Below are 17,332 nucleotides of genomic sequence, written 5' to 3'. Positions count from 1 at the left end.
GAATGCAGCCTTAAAGAGCCGGAGACCTCGCCCTCTCCGGCTTTTTTCTTTATTTCCTTTATGTTCATATCCGCGCTTTCGATTCTCCTTTTACCGGCGGCTCCTCATGACGGACACATTTCGCAAGCGCCCGCCCCTGACGCTTCCGGCCTTGTGGTTCATCCTCAAGGAAACCATCCGCGAATGGAATGACGACAAGGTGCCGCGCCTAGGCGCCGCGCTGGCCTTTTACAGCATGTTGTCCATCGGCCCTCTGCTCCTGATCGTCATTGCCATGGCCGGGCTGGCTTTCGGGCGCGATGCCGTAAGCGGCTATATTTTCGATGAAATACGCGGCCTGATCGGCGATCAGGGCGCCAGCGCGATCCAGACTATGCTGGCCAACACCAGCAATCCCAAGGCCAGCTACATCGCCAGCCTGATTGGTATCGTCACGCTTTTAGTCTCGGCCACCAGTTTTTTCGCCCAGTTGCAGGATGCGCTCAATACCATCTGGAATGTGGATGAACGCGAAAACGGCCACTGGACCTGGTTTATCAAGAAGCGGCTGCTGTCCTTCGCCATGATTGTCGGCATAGGCTTTCTGCTGCTGATCGCGCTGGTCATTTCAGCCGCGCTTTCGGCGATCAGTGCCTTTTTTGAAGACTATATCCCGATCACTTTCCTGCTGCACACCGTCAACCTGGTGATTTCGTTCAGCGTCATCACCGTGCTGTTCGCCATGATTTTCAAGGTTTTGCCCGATGTCCATATCAAATGGCGCGATGTCTGGATCGGCGCGGCGATCACCGCTATCCTGTTCACTTTCGGCAAGTTCCTGATCGGCATCTATCTCGGTCAGAGCGCCTTCAGTTCGGCCTATGGCGCCGCCGGATCGCTGATTGTGGTGCTGATCTGGATCTATTACTCGACGCAGATATTCTTTCTGGGTGCGGAATTCACCCAGGTCTATTCACGCTATATGGGCGCGCAGATCGTTATCAAGAAAGGCCGCCGCAAGCAGCCGGCACACATCGCGGCAACTGCCCATTCTGAAGCCGCCGCCCATGCTGAAGTTGTCAATGTCGCCAAGGCACCCGGCCATGCCAAAGCCGCAAAACCAGATATTTAAGCGCCAGCCCCATCCCGCGTGACACCGACCCGCTGCGCCAGTGACGCGCCCATGAAGGCATCAAGATCACCATCGAGCACGCCCTGAGTATCGGAGGTTTCGACATTGGTGCGCAGGTCCTTGACCATCTGGTAGGGCTGCAACACGTAGGAACGGATCTGGTGCCCCCAGCCGATATCGGTCTTGGAATCTTCCAGCGCCTGCTGCGCGGCTTCGCGCTTCTGCAATTCCATCTCGTAGAGACGCGCGCGCAGCATCTTCCAGGCTTCGTCGCGGTTGGCGTGTTGCGAACGGCCAGCCTGACAGGCGACGGCGATCCCGGTCGGGATGTGCGTCAGGCGCACGGCGGAATCGGTCTTGTTGATGTGCTGGCCGCCGGAACCGGAGGCGCGGTAAGTATCGGTACGGACATCCGACGGATTGATATCGATGACGATTGTGTCGTCGACCACCGGATAGACCCACACCGAAGCAAACGAGGTGTGGCGCTTAGCATTGGAATCGAACGGCGAAATCCGCACAAGACGGTGAACACCCGCTTCGGTCTTGAGCCAGCCATAGGCGTTCTCACCCGATACCTTCAGCGTGATCGACTTAATGCCGGCCTGTTCACCCTGGGTTTCTTCCTCAACATCGATCGACATGCCGTGCGCCGTGGCCCAGCGCGTATACATGCGCAGCAATATACCCGCCCAGTCATTGGATTCCGTGCCGCCGGCGCCGGAATTGATTTCCAGATAGGCGTCATTGCCATCGGCCTCACCGGACAGAAGCGCTTCCAGTTCGGCGCGATCGGTGCGCGCCTTGAGGTCTTTCAACAGGCTGCGGGCTTCTTCGACCAGGCTTTCATCGCCTTCCATGTCGCCGAGCTCGGCGAATTCGATGGCATCCTTCAGCTCTTTTTCGATCGAACGCACCGCTTCCACGGAAGCCGAGAGCTTCGAGCGCTCGCGCGACACCTTCTGCGCTTCGTCGGGCCTGTCCCACAGGGTCGGGTCTTCGACCCTGGCATTCAATTCATCGAGACGACGCAGGGCGACATCCCAGTCAAAGACGCCTCCTGAGCAGTCCGATGGACTGCTCGATCTCGGAAGCAGAGGCTTCGATATCCAAACGCATGGTAATTTTCCTAAAAGTGTGCGGGCGGGTTTACAGAGCAACGCCCTGAATGACAACCCTCATTGCCTAATAAAGCGTGCCGGTATCAGCCTTCTGCTTAGGCGGCGGAGGCGGCTCTTCTGCCGGCACAACCGTTACCGGCCCGCTGGTGTCGCCGTCATCCGACCAGGTATCGAGGTAGGGTTTGGGGCCGTCATCCTCAGATGGCGCCGTATATTTCGGCTCCGTGCCGGGCTTAAAGGCTTCCTCGATACCATGCACCGACATATAGACCGCGTCCCGCGGCTTGTTGAACTCACGGTTCGGCTTGCCGGCATTGGCGTTCTTCATGAAATCCATCCAGATCGGCAGCGCAGCCACCGCGCCGGTTTCGTGATTGCCCAGCGAACTGTTATCATCGAAACCGACAAAGACCCCAACGACCAGGTCCGCCGTATAACCGACAAACCAGGCGCTGCGGTAGTCATTGGTCGTGCCGGTCTTGCCCCCCATCGGAATGCCAAGCGAGCGTGCCGCCGCACCCGTACCGCGCTGGACCACGCCCTGAAGCATCGAGTTGACCTGATACGCGGTAATAGGGTCCAGCACCACATCGCCCTGGGGCGACAGGCGCGGACTTTCCAGGCCGTCAAAATCAGCGGTACAGGCGGTCGGGCAGTTGCGTTCATCCGCCTTGTAGACGACCTTGCCGTTACGATCCTGCACCTCATCGATCATGTGCGGCTTTACCTTGCGGCCACCGTTGACGAAGATCGAATAGGCATTGGTCAGGCGATACGGATTGACTTCACCCGCGCCCAGAACCATCGACATCTCCGGTGGCATCTTATCGAGCACGCCAAAATTGACGATTCCCTGGGTGATCGGCTTGATCCCGGTCTTCTGCGCCAGGCGCACGGTCATCAGGTTACGTGACAGTTCGAGGCCGCGTCGGATCGGCTGCATACCGAGATAGTCATGTTCATAGTTCGACGGCGTCCACATCTTGCCGTCGCCGCCCATCATGCTGATGGGCCCATCGTCCACCATGGAAGCCGGCGTGAAATCCTTTGATAGCGCCACTGCATAGACGAACGGCTTGATCGAGGAACCCGGCTGGCGCGAGGCCTGCGTGGCGCGGTTGAACTTGGAAAGTGAGTAGCTGTAGCCGCCGACCATGGCGACGATCCGGCCCGAATAGGGATCGATGGCCACCAGCGCGCCATTGACCTTCGGCACCTGACGCAGGCGGTAAACGCCGGTCGAGGCTTGCGACACATAGACCAGATCGCCCGATTTCAGGGGGCGATTGGCCTGCGCCCACGCCAGGTCGTCGGCGCGGATCATACCGTGGCCGCCATCAATCGCGCGAACCGAGCCGCTGCTTTTCTCGATCATCCCGACCTGCCAGTCGGCACGTTCGGAAGGCGCCCGGCGTGAGTCCGGAAGATTGTTTTCCGCCTGCAGGGCATCAGCTTCCCAGTTATCGGTGACCGGTATATTGCCCCAGGCGCCGCGCCAGCCGTGGCGGCGATCATAGACTTCCAGCCCGTCCATCAGCGCTTCCCGCGCCATGGTCTGAAGCTTGGGGTCGAGCGTCGTCTTGACGTAATAGCCCTCGGTGTAAATGGCGTCGTTGAACAGCTTCCTGGAACGCAGCTCAACTTCACTGACGAAATAGTCGGCATCGGCGTACTTGGCGCGGCGCGGCTTGTCCTGAATGACAAGGTCATCCTGCATGGCCGCTGCGGCTTCTTCACGCGACACCCAACCGGCCTTGGCCATTTCGCCCAGCACCCAGTTACGGCGGGCGATGGCGGCCGCCTTGTGGGTCGACGGACGATAGTTTTCCGGCCCCTTGGGCAGGGCCGCCAGGAACGCCATTTCGCTTAAGGATAACTGATCGAGCGACTTGCCGAAATAGTTGAAGGCGGCGGCGCCCACGCCATAGGAGCGATAGCCAAGATAAATATCATTAAGATACAGTTCGAGGATCTGATCCTTCGGCAGAGAGTTTTCCAGCCGGCGCGCCAGGATGACTTCCTTGAGCTTGCGCCCGACGGTGCGCTCATTATTCAGCAGCAGGTTCTTCGCCACCTGCTGGGTGATGGTCGAGCCGCCTTCAAAGCGCTTGCCGCGCAGCAGGTTGAAGACGTTTTTCGCCATGGCGCGCGAAACGCCGCTGACATCGACCCCGTTGTGCGTGAAGAAGTTCCGGTCTTCGGCGGCCAGGAAGGCCTGGGTCACCCGTGTCGGCATCCGGTTGTAAGGCACATAGATGCGTCGTTCCTGGCCATATTCACCGATCAGGGTGCCATCCCAGGCGAACACACGCGCAGAGGTAACCGGATGGAAATCCGCCAGTTCGCTGCCGTCAGGCATGTCATGGAACAGCCACGCGGCATATATGGCGACCGCGAAGCCCGCTATGGCCACAGCGGTCATCACGGCGACACCTGCCATGGCAAACCAACGCTCAGACGACCTTACCAAAAAACCTCCAACCACCGATCCGGCTCTCAGATCGATGCGATCTGCGCGTCATTGACAGCAACACTTAGCAAACAGTGCGCGATTGGCAAAGCCATTCGGCGAAATTTCATTTGCATGTGCCGGACTTGTCCCATATCTGGTGCAAGGAAATCTATGCAGCAAAAAAGCCCCGCCGATTACGGCAGGGCTTCTATGTTTTCAGTAGCTTGCGCCTGTCAGTTAATTCAGGCCGGCGAACGAGGCATACTGGACGCTGTTATCGAAATACTTGTCGATCGCCCTGGCCACCTGTCCCATCATGACGGCGCGATGTCCCGAATCGTTGAGCATGGCCTCATCCTGCGGATTATTGACGAACCCCATTTCCAGCAGCACGGCCGGCACGTCCGGCGCCAGCAGAACCACGAAACCGGCCTGGCGCTGGTTCGTTTTCAGCAGGGGCGTCGAGTCGCCGATATTATCCATGACCAGTTGTGCGAAAGTGGCGGAGCGGTTCTTGGTGGCACGCTGCGTCAGGTCGATCAGGATGCGGCTGACAATGGCATCGGCCGGCGGTTCGCCCTGCGACCAGTCGCCCTTGATCAAAGCCTTTTTGGCGGCGCGTTCTGTCCCGGAATCCGACAGGGTATAGATCGAAGCGCCGCGCGTATTGCCGTCGCCGCCGGAATCGGAATGCAGAGAGATGAACAGGTCGGCATTGGCCGAGCGGGCGATGCGGACACGCGCCGGCAGGTCGACAAAGCTGTCGGTGTCGCGCGTCATGATGACATTATATCGACCGGTCTTTTCCAGGGCGGTACGCAAAGCCTTGGCTGCAGCCAGGTTGACATCCTTTTCCCAGGTCTTGCCACCATGGGCGCCAGGGTCCTTGCCGCCGTGGCCGGCATCGATGACGATGATCTTCTTGCGATTCCGGGGCGCAACCGGCTGGACCGGCGCCTGAACCGCGGCCGTGACCACCGGTACGGACGCCAGAAGCTGGCTGGCCGCATCCGCGCTTTTTTCCGTCCCCTGGGGCACGATATCGATCACATAGCGGTAGACGCTGATGCCATCGGCCGGCGGTAGCAGGAAGCGACGGTAAATCTTTGCGCCGGATTTGAAGTTGAGCTTCAGGCGGACGCTGCCGGCGACGTTTTCCAGCTTCCAGTCGCCGACCAGCCCCTGCCCCTGCCCGGCCATGGCCTTGTTGAGGTCAATATCCGGCAGGGCAATGACCTGACGATCCGTTTCGCTGTCGCGCGTAACAATCTTGGCGGCGACCGACTTTTCCAATTCGATGACGATGCGAGTCTGCGCTGCATCACCGCCCAGGCGTACCTTGACCACGTCGCTGCCAGCCGCCAGCGCCGGCTGCGTAACAAGCGTGGACCCGCAAACGCAGCCTGCCAGCGTTATCGCCTTCAGGATTACCTTCGCATAGCCAGAGACGTCAAACCGTCGAAACATTCACTACTCCACGCACCACATTATGTGTGTTTTCCCGCCGGTATTCTCCGGCTGTCCCGTCATATTGCCACACGGATGTAGAAATACGATTAAGGGGTACGGTTATCTTTCCATTACCGAATATGGTTGCCATGTTGTTAAGGAGCGCGACGGGGCGGTAAAAATATGTCCCAGCCGACACACACAAAGAATTAGATTGACGTATCCGGCTTTTTGCGAACATGTGACATTCGGGTATCGTCCGTCATGAGTCCGGCCAAAGCGCAGACTTTTCGCCGACTGATTATGACGAACCCTTGTGATAACGGCGCCGCGCGCCTATCTCGCCTTCATGCCCGTTCCGGCAACCCTGCCGGGGAATGAAAGCGCTTTTCGCCCGGAACCCGCATCACACCCTTATTAAGTTTGCGCGGCCTCATGGCGCGCAGATATTGCGTTTGGAACAATACCTTATGGGCTGCGCCTTGAGCCTCAACCGCTATCAAACGAAGACAGATGCCTTAAACGTCGTCCTCGTCTGCGCGCGCCTTCTTACCCCCTATCAGCGCCACGCCCTTGCCGCCGCCGGATCACGATCCGCGCGGACGCCCGCGTTTGAGCGCTCCGGAGATATCTTTAATGTCAAAGACCATGTTGATCGACTCGACGCACACGGAAGAAACCCGTGTCGTCGTGATGAACGGAAGCCGCGTCGAAGAGTTTGATTTCGAAAGCCATGCCAGAAAACAACTCCGCGGCAATATCTATCTTGCCAAGGTCACACGCGTAGAGCCCAGCCTGCAGGCGGCGTTCGTCGAATATGGCGGCAACCGTCACGGCTTCCTGGCCTTCAACGAAATACATCCAGACTATTACCAGATCCCGGTCGCCGACCGCGAAAAGCTGATGGCGGAACTGGCTGCGCAGGCCGCCGCCAATAACGGCAATGGCAACGGTCACGCCGAGGATGAAGACGAATCCGAGGATGATGATCATAGTCACGATGACGACCTGCCGGATGAAGAACGCCGCCTGCGTCAACACCTGATACGCCGCTACAAGATTCAGGAAGTCATCAAGCGTCGCCAGATCCTGCTCGTCCAGGTCGTCAAGGAAGAGCGCGGCAACAAGGGTGCTGCGCTGACCACCTACATGTCGCTGGCCGGCCGCTATTGCGTGCTGATGCCGAATACGGCGCGCGGGGGCGGCATTTCGCGCAAGATCACCAATACCTCCGATCGCAAGCGCCTGAAGACTCTGGTTCAGAGCCTCGATGTGCCGCACGGCATGGGCCTGATCGTCCGCACCGCTGGCGCCAAGCGCACCAAGCTGGAGATCAAGCGCGACTATGATTACCTGCTGCGCGTCTGGGAAACCATCCGCGAAACGACGCTGAAATCCAACGCGCCGGCGCTGATCTATGAAGAAGAAGACCTAGTCAAGCGCGCCATCCGCGACCTGTTCGACAAGGATTTCGACGGCGTGCTGGTCGAGGGCGAGGACGGTTACCGCTCCGCCAAGGACTTCATGCGCATGATCATGCCGTCCCAGGCCAAAAAAATTCAGCTCTACAAGGCCAATACACCCCTTTTCGCCCGTTATGGCGTCGAGGATCTGATCTCGAAAATCTATTCACCGGTCGTGCCGCTGAAATCGGGCGGCTACCTGGTCATCAACCAGACGGAAGCCCTGGTCGCCATCGACGTCAACTCCGGTAAGTCGACCAAGGAACGCAATATCGAGGCGACCGCGCTCAAGACCAATCTCGAAGCGGCCGAAGAATCCGCGCGTCAGATGCGTCTGCGCGACTTGGCCGGTCTAGTGGTTATCGACTTCATCGACATGGACGAACCGAAGAATAACCGCGCCGTCGAAAAGAAACTGAAGGACGCGCTGGCCGAGGACCGCGCCCGCATCCAGATGGGCAAGATTTCCGGCTTCGGCCTGATGGAAATCAGCCGCCAGCGCCGCCGCACCGGCTTCCTCGAAGGCACGACCATCGTCTGTCCGCACTGCGAAGGCCAGGGCCGCATCCGTTCGGTCGATTCCGCCGCGCTTTCGGCTATGCGCACCATCGACATGGAAGCCATGCAGAACGGCGCCGGCGCCATCACCGTCAAGGTGCCGATGGATGTCGCGCTCTACATTCTCAATGAAAAGCAGGTTCATCTGTCGAAGCTGCGTCTCGAATGGGGTCTGAAGGTCAATATCGAGATCGATACCGACCTGGGGCACACCGAGGTGCAGATCGTCCGCACGGTTCATGCCGACGAGGTCGATTTCGTTCCACCCGTTCGGCCGGAGCCCATTGCCTTCGACACCACGCCCGACGTGGCCGAAGAAGAGGATGAGGACGAAGAGGCCATCGAAGCCGAAGACGGCGACGAGGATGACGGTGACACACGCACTGAGCGTCCGGAGCGCGAAGAGCGTGAAGGTGGCCGTAACGGCAAGCGCCGCCGCCGCCGCCGTGGCGGCCGTGACCGCTACGAAAGTGAAGAGCGTCCCGCGCAGACGGAAGCAGCGCCAGGCGATGAGGATGAAGAAGACGACAGCGGCGAAGACAGCCGCCGCGGCCGCCGTCGCCGTGGCCGTCGCGGCGGGCGCCGCGCCGGTTTCGACAACCGTCCGCGCGAAACCTATAGCTGGGTGCGCGCCCGCACCCCATCGCTTGAGGCGCCATACGTCTGGATCGATCCGTTCGAAGAGCAGCAGAAGCGTTTTGAACCGCCCGCGCGTTCGGCAGATGCCTCGCGCGACGCCCTGAAGGAAGCCGCCTCACCGCAGGCCGCCATTGCCGAGGCCGTGACATCGGCGCTCGGTGCGGAAACAACGCAGCCGACCTCGCTGGTGCCGGAAAATACCGGTGCGCCATCCGGTCGCCGTCCGCGCCCGCGCCGCAGCCGCAAGGGCGTGCAGGAAGCGGTGACCATGATTGTCGATGAAGCCGCCGCCGCGAATGACACCGCTCCCATGCCCCTGACGCATGATGTCTATGTCGATCCGGAAGCGGCCTTCGCTGCCAGTGCGCCGCCTATGGTCGCCGTTGAAGATGCCCCGCCGGCGCGCAAGACGCGCAGCCGCAAGAAGGCTGCCGAGGCCGAAACGGTCGAGGCCACACCTGCGGAAACGACCACCAAACCGGCCAAGGCCAGGACTTCGCGCGCCAAGGCGGCCAAGGCTGCGCCGGAAGCCGTAGTTGCGGAACCGGTCATCACCGAAACCGTGGCGGTCGCACCGCCGGAACCGGAAGCGGTGCCAGAAGTGGTGACAGCCATTGATCCGAATGAAATCAGCGCGCCGCCGGAGAAGCCAAAACGCGGTTGGTGGCGCCGTTAAGCGCCCCAAATATTTGATACCAAATATCCAAGACCTGACAGGGCGGGCATTGATCTGGATCAATGCCCGCCTTAGATTTGTCATCCTTACCGCCTAATGAAATTTGCGAAGCGGAGATTAAACAGGGTCTTGAGAATGCCGGCTTTTCAAACGCTGAAGCGATATGCGGCAGGGATGGTGATCCCGGCCTGCCTGATGACGGCCGCCGTTTTTTTGCCGGTCAGCGCCAATGCCCAGGATTCGCAAAGCATTATCCGAGATACCGAAGTCGAAGCCTTTCTCAAGACCAATACCCGCCCTGTGCTGGATGCCGCCGGCCTGGACCCCGATCGCGTTCATTACTTGCTGATCGCAAGTGATGAACTGAACGCCTTTGCCACCACGGGCCTGCGCATCGGTATCAATACCGGCACCATAATGGAAGCTGACAATCCGAACCAGTTATTCGGCGTGATTGCCCACGAAACCGGACACCTGAGCGGCGGCCACATGATGCGTACAGATGAGATCGAGCGCGCCGCCCGTGCTCCTATGGCCATTTCCCTCGGCCTTGGCATTGTGGCGGCCCTGGCCGGCGCGCCGGATGCCGGCCTGGGCATTGCTGCCAGTTCAAGCACTTTTGGTACGCTGGGCGCCCTGCACTATATGCAAACGGAGGAATCCGCCGCTGATGTCGCCGGCGTCAAGGCCATGGAAAAAGCTGGTATGTCGGCCAAGGGGCTGGTCGATTTCTTCTACAAGTTCCGTAATGTTGAAACCTTCAGCAATGCCGAACGCTACCAGTTCTTCATCACGCACCCCCTTTCACGGGAACGGATTCAGGCGACGACGCGCCTGGCGCAATCGCAGCCGCATTACAACACACCGGACAATCCGGAAACGGTGAAGGAATTCGACATCGTCAAGGCCAAGCTGTCCGGTTTTCTCGATGATCCGCTTAAAACCTACCAGAAATACCCGGAAACCGACACCTCTTACCCCGCCCGTTACGCTCGTGTCATCGCCACCTACAAGCGCGGGCAGTGGGATCAGGCGATCTCCCAACTGGACAAGCTGATCGCGGAGCAACCGGAAAATCCCTACCTGTGGGAACTGAAGGGGCAAATCTATTTCGAGACCGGTCGCGCCGCTCTGGCCGTGCCGGCACACCTGAAATCCGTCGAGCTGATGCCGCAGGCGCCCTTATTGCAACTCAATCTGGGCCAGGCCCTGATCGCCGTCGGTGACAAGGACAGTCTTAACGCCGCCGTAGCGCATCTTCAGCAGTCGATCAAATACGAGGAGGATGACAGCTTCGCCTGGCAGCAACTGGCGCAAGCCTACGATGCTCTCAACCAGCCGGGTCTCGCACGATTATCCACTGCCGAAGCGCAGTTCTATGCCGGCGACTATATGGCCGCGCGCACTTCCGCAGTATGGTCGCAGAAATACCTCGACATCAAGTCACCCGAATACCGGCGCGCCCGTGATATCGTGATGACCAGTTCCTCGGAAATGGGCATCGATCCGGTCGATCGGGAAACCCAGCGCCGCCGCAAGAATTGAAAACAGACAAGGCTTTATAAGTGTCCGATCCCAAAGTGCCGACCGAAACATCCGCAAATCCCTGGAAAGACCTGTTCTCCCAGGCCAATATCACAACCGCCCTGGCTGTTTTTGCCGTGGTGCTGGCCGGCGCGCCCTATGTGGTGCCGCAAATCCAGAGCTTCGTCGTTGAAAAGGGAATGCTGAACCGTCCGACCATGTTGCAAACGGCAATTACGAAGCTAAATGCGCAAAACGATGCCGACAAGGCGAAGGCCATGGCCGCGGCGGTCAAGAGCAAGCATGACTCACTGTTCAATGACAAATCCGATCCCATTCTCGGCAACCCGAATGCTAAAATTAAAATCGTCGAATTCCTGGATTACAATTGCGGCTACTGCCGCGCCGCCACGCCGGTGCTGAAGGACTTCCTGGCAAAAAATCCGGACGTTGCCATCATCGTCAAGGAATATCCGGTCATCAACCAGAACTCGCGCCCCCTCGCGGCTTTCGCGCTTGGTGCGGCGAAGGCCGGACAATATGAAGCTGTCCATTATGCCCTGATGACCGAACAGGTTGGCAGCGAGACGGAAATGACTGCGCTCCTGGGCCGGCTGGGACTTGATCCAGTGGCCGTCAGGGCCAGCGCCGCATCGGCTGAGGTCAAGGCCCATATCGACAAGGTCATGCAACTGGGCGCCGATCTCGGCATCACAGGCACCCCAACTTTTATCATAGGCGATACCGCCATTGATGGCGCCAAGCTCGATGAACTGGAAAAGGCGGTTACAGCCGCTCGCAGCGGCAAATAACAAAAGCCCCGCAAGTCAGGCTTGCGGGGCTTTTGTTTTTAGATCAGACCCGCAAGCGGCGATGACGGATCGGCATAAAGCTTTCGCGGCATTCGTCCAGCCAGATAAGCTTCCCGTCCGGCAATGACGGCGTGTTTCATGGCCCGCGCCATGCGGATCGGGTCTTTCGCTTCGGCGATGGCGGTATTCATCAGCACCGCATCACAGCCCAGTTCCATGGCCTCGGCAGCTTCGGAGGCCGTTCCGACCCCGGCATCGACCAGTACAGGCACCTTGGCGTTTTCGATGATAATGCGCAAAGTCACCGGGTTCTGAATCCCGAGCCCGGAGCCGATGGGGGCGGCCAGCGGCATGATGGCGGCAGCGCCCGCCTCTTCCAGCTTGCGGGCATAGACCGGATCATCCGAACAGTAGACCATGACGTCGAAGCCATCCTTGACCAGCAGTTTCAGCGACCGCAGGGTTTCTTCCATGTCGGGATAAAGCGTCTTCGGATCGGAAAGGACTTCCAGCTTGACCAGATTCCAGCCGCCCGCCTCGCGCGCCAGGCGCAGGGTGCGCACCGCATCCTCGCCGGTGAAACAGCCGGCGGTGTTGGGCAGGTAGGTGAACTCGTTCTGCTTCACATAATCCATCAGCATAGGCTGGTTCGGATCGGTCAGATTGACCCGGCGCACCGCCACAGTAACGATTTCGGCGCCCGAAGCCCGCGCCGCAGCAGCGTTCTGGGCGTAATCCTTATACTTGCCGGTGCCGACGATCAGGCGCGACGTAAAGGTGCGGCCAGCGACGCTCCAGGTTTCAGGTTTTACAGACAGATCATCCATGGCTCAGTTGCCGCCTCCAACGAAATGTACAATTTCCAGCCGGTCGCCGTCATTTAGCGGCGTGGCCAGATAGGTCGAGCGCGGCACGATTTCGAGATTCCTTTCCACGGCCACCTTGCGGCCATCCAGTCCGAGATTTTCGATAAGTGCCGTCAGATTGGAGGCCGTAACCTCCCTTTCTTCGCCGTTCAACAGAATTTTCACCATTTTTACGCCATTTTTTACCGAAACTGACGCCATTTAGCGTCGTTCGGCTTGTGAGCCTATCCGCGACACGTTACAAGGTCCGCTTCGCGCTTTTTCGAAGGTTTCATGTCCAAGCCCATATATGTCCTCAATGGCCCAAACCTCAACCTCCTTGGGGTCCGTGAGCCGGAAATTTATGGTCATGACACGCTTTCGGATATCGAATTGCGCTGCCTGGCCCTGCTTGAAGGCACGGGCCACGGTCTCGTCTTCAGGCAAAGCAATCATGAAGGCGAACTGGTTGACTGGATACAGGAAGCCCGCACGCAGGCAGACGCCCTGATCATCAATCCGGCGGCCTATACTCACACATCGGTCGCGCTCTATGACGCCCTGAAAGCCCTGAGCATCCCGATTATCGAATGCCACCTCTCCAATCCCCATGCCCGCGAACCTTTCAGGCATCACTCATATGTGTCGCTGGCCGCCAAAGGGGTTGTTGCAGGATTCGGTTCCATTGGTTATGAACTGGCCGTTCGCGCCGTTCTGTCCCTCGTTAAATAGTAGAGTCTTTGTTTTTCAAGACTTTGTACAAGGTTATCACATGACGACTCCCAAAGCTCCCGCAGCCGATCCGATCGATCCCAAGCTGATCCGCAAGCTCGCCGACATCCTGAAGGAAACCGAGTTGACCGAGATCGAGGTCGAGCAGGGCGAACTGAAGATTCGCGTTGCGCGCCAACTGACCGCCGCTGCCAGCGTGTCCTATGTGCCGCAGGCCGCCGCCCCGGTTGCCGCGCCTGCCGCCGCACCGGTTGCCCCCCCGGCGTCTGATCCAGCGCCCGCCGCTGCCCCGGCCGTCGCCAAGGACGCCATCAAGTCGCCCATGGTCGGCACCGTCTATATGGCGCCGCAGCCGGGTGCTGCCGCCTTCATCAAGGTAGGCGACAAGGTCAAGCAAGGCCAGACCCTGCTGATCATCGAAGCCATGAAGACCATGAACCCCATCCCCAGCCCGCGTGAAGGCGTGGTGGCGCAGATTCTGGTCAGCGATTCCCAGCCGGTTGAATTTGGCGAACCGCTCGTCGTCTTCGAGTAAGACGCAATGACCAAGACATTCGACAAGATTCTGATCGCCAACCGCGGCGAAATCGCCCTTCGCGTCATCCGCGCCGCCAAGGAAATGGGCATTGCTACGGTGGCCGTTCACTCGGAAGCCGACCGCAACGCCATGCACGTCCACCTGGCCGACGAAAGCGTCTGCATCGGCCCGCCGGCCGCCAGCAAGTCCTACCTCAACATCCCGTCGATCATCGCCGCCGCCGAGATCACCGGCGCCCATGCGATTCATCCGGGCTACGGCTTCCTGTCGGAAAATGCCCGCTTCGCCGAGATCGTCGGTGCGCACGGCATGACCTTTATCGGGCCTAAGCCCGAACATATCCGCATGATGGGCGACAAGATCACCGCCAAGCAGGCCGCCAAGGATTCCGGCATCCCTGTTGTTCCGGGTTCGGATGGCGGCGTCGCCACGGTCGAGGAAGCCATGGAAGCCGCCGAGAAGATCGGCTTCCCACTGATCATCAAGGCCGCCGCCGGTGGTGGCGGACGCGGCATGAAGGTCGCCAAGGACCGTGACTCCCTGGCTGAGCAGGTGATGAGTGCTCAGACCGAAGCCGCCGCCGCCTTTGGTGACGGTACGGTCTATATGGAGCGTTATCTCCAGAAGCCGCGCCATATCGAAATCCAGGTCATCGCCGACAGCCATGGCAATGTCGTCCACCTCGGTGAACGCGACTGCTCCCTGCAGCGCCGCCACCAGAAGGTGCTGGAAGAAGCCCCCTCGCCCGCCATAGACAAGGCGGCGCGCGACAAGATCGGCATGATCGTCGTCAACGCCATCAAAGCCATTGGTTATCTCGGCGTCGGGACCATCGAGTTCCTTTATGAAGATGGTGAATTCTTCTTCATCGAAATGAACACACGCCTTCAGGTCGAACATCCGGTTACCGAATATGTCACCGGCATCGATCTGGTGCGCGAACAGATCCGCATCGCCGAAGGCTATCCACTGAGCTTTACGCAGGCGGATATCGACCTGCAAGGTCACGCGATCGAAGTGCGCATCAATGCTGAAAACGCCCGTACCTTCGTGCCCTCACCAGGAACGGTAACGGACTTCCATGCTCCCGGCGGGCTCGGCGTGCGCATGGATTCGGCGGTCTATAACGGCTACACCATTCCGCCCTATTATGACTCGATGATCGGCAAGCTGATCGTCCACGGCCGCGACCGCCCGGAAGCCTTGGCCCGCCTGAAACGCGCCCTGGGTGAAACCGTGGTTACCGGCATCGACACCACCATCCCCCTGTTCCTCGACCTGTTGCAGGAAAGGGATATTCAGTCGGGTGATTACAATATTCACTGGCTGGAAAACTGGATCAGAGCTCAGGAAGCGCTGGCCAATCCAGCCTGAATATTGTCCTGAAACCATCCGGAAAAAGCCTTGCGGATCGCAAGGCTTTTTTTGTTCATGACAGGTTCATTGATAATGTAAGATAATAACAGGGCTCGATGATGCGCATGACTGCGTTATGATGTACGGGTCGTCACGTGAAGGTGGCCTTGGTTTCGTCCACATTGTCACGCATCAACGGGTGGTTTAGAGTGATATTGTCGCCGATATGTTGGGCAAGATGAATCCGGGTCTGGGGTTATTACCTCTTATTTTATTGGTCAGTATGCCGGCACAGGCAAAGGAATATGTCCTGCCGTCGCGGCCGTTCGATTCCTATGTCCTCAAGGATGTCCACATCGAGCCCTACAAACGGCCGCTGTTTGTATTCAGCTATATCACCAACTGGCTGGTTATTCCTGTCACCAAATCCGGTTATGCGCCGGACACCGTCCATACCACCTATATCGACAAGAACCAGATGCTGCCGAAGCCCGGCCAGACCTGCGATATCGCCTATCACACAAGCTTCACCGATGGCGCCACCACGCCGTTCGGAAATGTCCGCGTTCCCAACAAGATCATGGACAGCTTCAATTGCAAGGCCACATAAGGCATTGAACCTTATTGCTTTCTGATTTCCAGACGGTATTCATGGGCGCCAGACCACGGATTCGCCGACTTGACAGACTTTACACTTGATGACCTGATCAATTGCTACCGCACGGGCATCTTCCCGATGTCCGATGCCCGCGATGACGATTACCTGTTCCTGGTCGATCCGCCGATCCGCGGCGTCCTCCCCCTGGATGCCTTTCATGTATCTTCACGGCTGGCGCGCACCGTGCGACAGGACATGTATACCATACGTATCGATACGGCCTTCACGCAGATCATCGAGCTATGCGCAGAGGAAGCGCAAAACCGAACTTCTACCTGGATCAGTCATTCCATACAGGCCCTGTATCAGGCGCTGTTTGCACGCGGTCTGGCGCACAGTGTCGAGGTCTGGGACGGCGAAACCCTGCTGGGCGGGCTCTATGGTGTGTCCATCGGCGGCGCATTTTTCGGCGAAAGCATGGTGTCGCGCGCCCGCGACGTGTCGAAGATCGCCCTCGTCCATCTGGTGGCTCGGCTGAAGGCGGGTGGCTTCACCCTGCTCGATTGCCAGTTCCAGACCGATCACCTGCGCCAGTTCGGCGTGGTTGAAATGCCAAAGGCCGAGTATCTGGAAAAACTGGCCGCCGCCATCGACCTGAAAACCGACTTCTATGACCTGCCGCGCACCGCCTCCGGGCAGATGGTCATGTCACTGCTTAAGTAGCCGCGCCTGGCAGAGGCTGACGGCAGCCGATCACCCAGGCGTCATATACCGGATGCTGGATCGGGTTCAGGCTGGGCGTTGATGCAAAGGTCCAGCCGCGGAAAACTTCCTTCGACTTCACCGCCGGCGAGGTATTGGTGGCCGCCACCGGATTGCTGCGTACGCGCACATAGGCCATGACGTCGCTCATCGCCTCGTCATCGGCGGTGGTTTCGCACGCCTTTACCGTATAGATCAAACCCTTGTAGCGGATGGGCTTGCCGATGGGCGCCTCGAACCGCACACTTTCGGCTGTTACCTTGTCCAACGCCTCTATGATCGCCACGGCGTAACGCGGCCGCTTTTTGGGCGCATAACTGATGACGCTTTCGGACGACGAAGACGCGGCAGCGGCTTTTTGAGGCGCTTCCGCCTGCGCGACGCTCGCCGAGCTGGATGGCACGTAAGGATGAAGTTCGCTGAGCGATTCACCGTCCGGCGTTACAGGCGTGGCAGCCGGCTTGACACTATCCGCGGCCGGCTTGGCCTTCTTCTTCTCAGGCACATAGGGCTTATATTGCACGCCATCGACATAGTAGGGCTGCGGATCGTAGTCCGCGTTATCGACATAATGGGGCGCCTGGCCGCCATCACCGCCCCGGTCGGGCGGCGGCACCTGCGCGGAGGCCGGAATGACAACGCACGCCGCAGCCGCCGCCAGCAAGGCCCAGCCGGAAACAGTGATGCGTTTCATGC

Annotated in this window: 15 protein-coding genes; 9 read left to right on the top strand and 6 right to left on the bottom strand. The window is 59.2% G+C overall.

The window, feature by feature from the left end; all coding sequences use genetic code 11:
* Nucleotides 1-106 precede the first annotated feature (106 nt).
* Nucleotides 107-1,111, top strand: a complete 1,005-nt coding sequence (locus BLO49_RS00620) for a YihY/virulence factor BrkB family protein (protein ID WP_090642940.1) — start codon at nt 107-109, stop codon at nt 1,109-1,111.
* Here BLO49_RS00620 and prfB read toward each other — a convergent pair.
* The 3 genes from prfB to BLO49_RS00605 form a co-directional block, all read right to left on the bottom strand.
* A protein-coding gene (gene prfB, locus BLO49_RS00615) for a peptide chain release factor 2 (RefSeq protein WP_139159589.1) occupies nt 1,108-2,230 on the bottom strand; the annotation gives its coding sequence in 2 pieces (ribosomal slippage) (nt 1,108-2,160 and nt 2,162-2,230; 1,122 coding nt in all). The genes BLO49_RS00620 and prfB overlap by 4 nt on opposite strands.
* A 66-nt stretch (nt 2,231-2,296) precedes the next feature.
* Nucleotides 2,297-4,654, bottom strand: a complete 2,358-nt coding sequence (locus BLO49_RS00610) for a penicillin-binding protein 1A (RefSeq protein WP_245678891.1) — start codon at nt 4,652-4,654, stop codon at nt 2,297-2,299.
* Between the two features lie 267 nt (nt 4,655-4,921).
* On the bottom strand, nt 4,922-6,151 hold the full coding sequence (locus BLO49_RS00605) for an N-acetylmuramoyl-L-alanine amidase family protein (protein WP_090642934.1): 1,230 nt from the start codon (nt 6,149-6,151) through the stop codon (nt 4,922-4,924).
* A gap of 618 nt (nt 6,152-6,769) precedes the next feature.
* Between BLO49_RS00605 and BLO49_RS00600 the strand changes: the two genes are divergently transcribed.
* From BLO49_RS00600 to BLO49_RS00590, 3 genes are all read left to right on the top strand, one after another.
* Nucleotides 6,770-9,469, top strand: a complete 2,700-nt coding sequence (locus BLO49_RS00600; RefSeq protein WP_090642931.1) for a ribonuclease E/G — start codon at nt 6,770-6,772, stop codon at nt 9,467-9,469.
* A gap of 135 nt (nt 9,470-9,604) precedes the next feature.
* Nucleotides 9,605-11,014, top strand: a complete 1,410-nt coding sequence (locus tag BLO49_RS00595) for a M48 family metalloprotease (RefSeq protein WP_090642928.1) — start codon at nt 9,605-9,607, stop codon at nt 11,012-11,014.
* A gap of 20 nt (nt 11,015-11,034) precedes the next feature.
* The gene (locus BLO49_RS00590; RefSeq protein ID WP_090642926.1) at nt 11,035-11,805 is read left to right on the top strand and encodes a DsbA family protein; all 771 of its coding nucleotides are present in this window, start codon (nt 11,035-11,037) and stop codon (nt 11,803-11,805) included.
* 38 nt (nt 11,806-11,843) lie between these two features.
* Here BLO49_RS00590 and BLO49_RS00585 read toward each other — a convergent pair whose 3' ends face one another.
* Nucleotides 11,844-12,632: a thiazole synthase gene (locus BLO49_RS00585; RefSeq protein ID WP_090642923.1), complete on the bottom strand. Its 789-nt coding sequence runs from the start codon at nt 12,630-12,632 to the stop codon at nt 11,844-11,846.
* Nucleotides 12,633-12,635: 3 nt separating this feature from the next.
* Nucleotides 12,636-12,836, bottom strand: a complete 201-nt coding sequence (gene thiS / locus BLO49_RS00580; protein WP_245678890.1) for a sulfur carrier protein ThiS — start codon at nt 12,834-12,836, stop codon at nt 12,636-12,638.
* Between the two features lie 108 nt (nt 12,837-12,944).
* Here thiS and aroQ point away from each other — a divergent pair, with 108 nt between their 5' ends.
* From aroQ to aat, 5 genes are all read left to right on the top strand, one after another.
* Nucleotides 12,945-13,382: a type II 3-dehydroquinate dehydratase gene (gene aroQ, locus BLO49_RS00575; RefSeq protein WP_090642919.1), complete on the top strand. Its 438-nt coding sequence runs from the start codon at nt 12,945-12,947 to the stop codon at nt 13,380-13,382.
* A gap of 40 nt (nt 13,383-13,422) precedes the next feature.
* Nucleotides 13,423-13,917, top strand: coding sequence for an acetyl-CoA carboxylase biotin carboxyl carrier protein (gene accB / locus BLO49_RS00570; RefSeq protein WP_090642917.1), 495 nt, complete (start codon nt 13,423-13,425; stop codon nt 13,915-13,917).
* 6 nt (nt 13,918-13,923) lie between these two features.
* Nucleotides 13,924-15,294: an acetyl-CoA carboxylase biotin carboxylase subunit gene (gene accC, locus BLO49_RS00565; RefSeq protein ID WP_090642914.1), complete on the top strand. Its 1,371-nt coding sequence runs from the start codon at nt 13,924-13,926 to the stop codon at nt 15,292-15,294.
* A gap of 265 nt (nt 15,295-15,559) precedes the next feature.
* Nucleotides 15,560-15,886, top strand: a complete 327-nt coding sequence (locus tag BLO49_RS00560; protein ID WP_090642911.1) for a hypothetical protein — start codon at nt 15,560-15,562, stop codon at nt 15,884-15,886.
* Nucleotides 15,887-15,955: 69 nt separating this feature from the next.
* Complete coding sequence (gene aat, locus BLO49_RS00555) at nt 15,956-16,597, top strand: leucyl/phenylalanyl-tRNA--protein transferase (protein ID WP_090642909.1); 642 nt, start codon at nt 15,956-15,958, stop codon at nt 16,595-16,597.
* Here the strand turns inward: aat and BLO49_RS00550 are convergent.
* On the bottom strand, nt 16,590-17,330 hold the full coding sequence (locus BLO49_RS00550) for a DUF2155 domain-containing protein (RefSeq protein WP_245678807.1): 741 nt from the start codon (nt 17,328-17,330) through the stop codon (nt 16,590-16,592). The genes aat and BLO49_RS00550 overlap by 8 nt on opposite strands.
* Nucleotides 17,331-17,332: the final 2 nt, after the last annotated feature.

It is taken from the genome of Asticcacaulis taihuensis (genome assembly GCF_900100255.1).
In the GTDB taxonomy this organism is placed as follows: domain Bacteria; phylum Pseudomonadota; class Alphaproteobacteria; order Caulobacterales; family Caulobacteraceae; genus Asticcacaulis; species Asticcacaulis taihuensis.
Note: the sequence above shows the minus strand (reverse complement) of the source record. Positions and strands in the feature narration are given on the sequence as shown.

Bases quoted from the DNA above. Each gene is read 5' to 3' on its own strand.
- BLO49_RS00620 (WP_090642940.1), top strand. From the start codon at position 107: ATGACGGACACATTTCGCAAGCGCCCGCCCCTGACGCTTCCGGCCTTG.
- BLO49_RS00610 (WP_245678891.1), bottom strand. From the start codon at position 4,654: ATGACCGCTGTGGCCATAGCGGGCTTCGCGGTCGCCATATATGCCGCG.
- BLO49_RS00605 (WP_090642934.1), bottom strand. From the start codon at position 6,151: ATGTTTCGACGGTTTGACGTCTCTGGCTATGCGAAGGTAATCCTGAAG.
- BLO49_RS00600 (WP_090642931.1), top strand. From the start codon at position 6,770: ATGTCAAAGACCATGTTGATCGACTCGACGCACACGGAAGAAACCCGT.
- BLO49_RS00595 (WP_090642928.1), top strand. From the start codon at position 9,605: ATGCCGGCTTTTCAAACGCTGAAGCGATATGCGGCAGGGATGGTGATC.
- BLO49_RS00585 (WP_090642923.1), bottom strand. From the start codon at position 12,632: ATGGATGATCTGTCTGTAAAACCTGAAACCTGGAGCGTCGCTGGCCGC.
- aroQ (WP_090642919.1), top strand. From the start codon at position 12,945: ATGTCCAAGCCCATATATGTCCTCAATGGCCCAAACCTCAACCTCCTT.
- accB (WP_090642917.1), top strand. From the start codon at position 13,423: ATGACGACTCCCAAAGCTCCCGCAGCCGATCCGATCGATCCCAAGCTG.
- accC (WP_090642914.1), top strand. From the start codon at position 13,924: ATGACCAAGACATTCGACAAGATTCTGATCGCCAACCGCGGCGAAATC.
- BLO49_RS00560 (WP_090642911.1), top strand. From the start codon at position 15,560: ATGCCGGCACAGGCAAAGGAATATGTCCTGCCGTCGCGGCCGTTCGAT.
- BLO49_RS00550 (WP_245678807.1), bottom strand. From the start codon at position 17,330: ATGAAACGCATCACTGTTTCCGGCTGGGCCTTGCTGGCGGCGGCTGCG.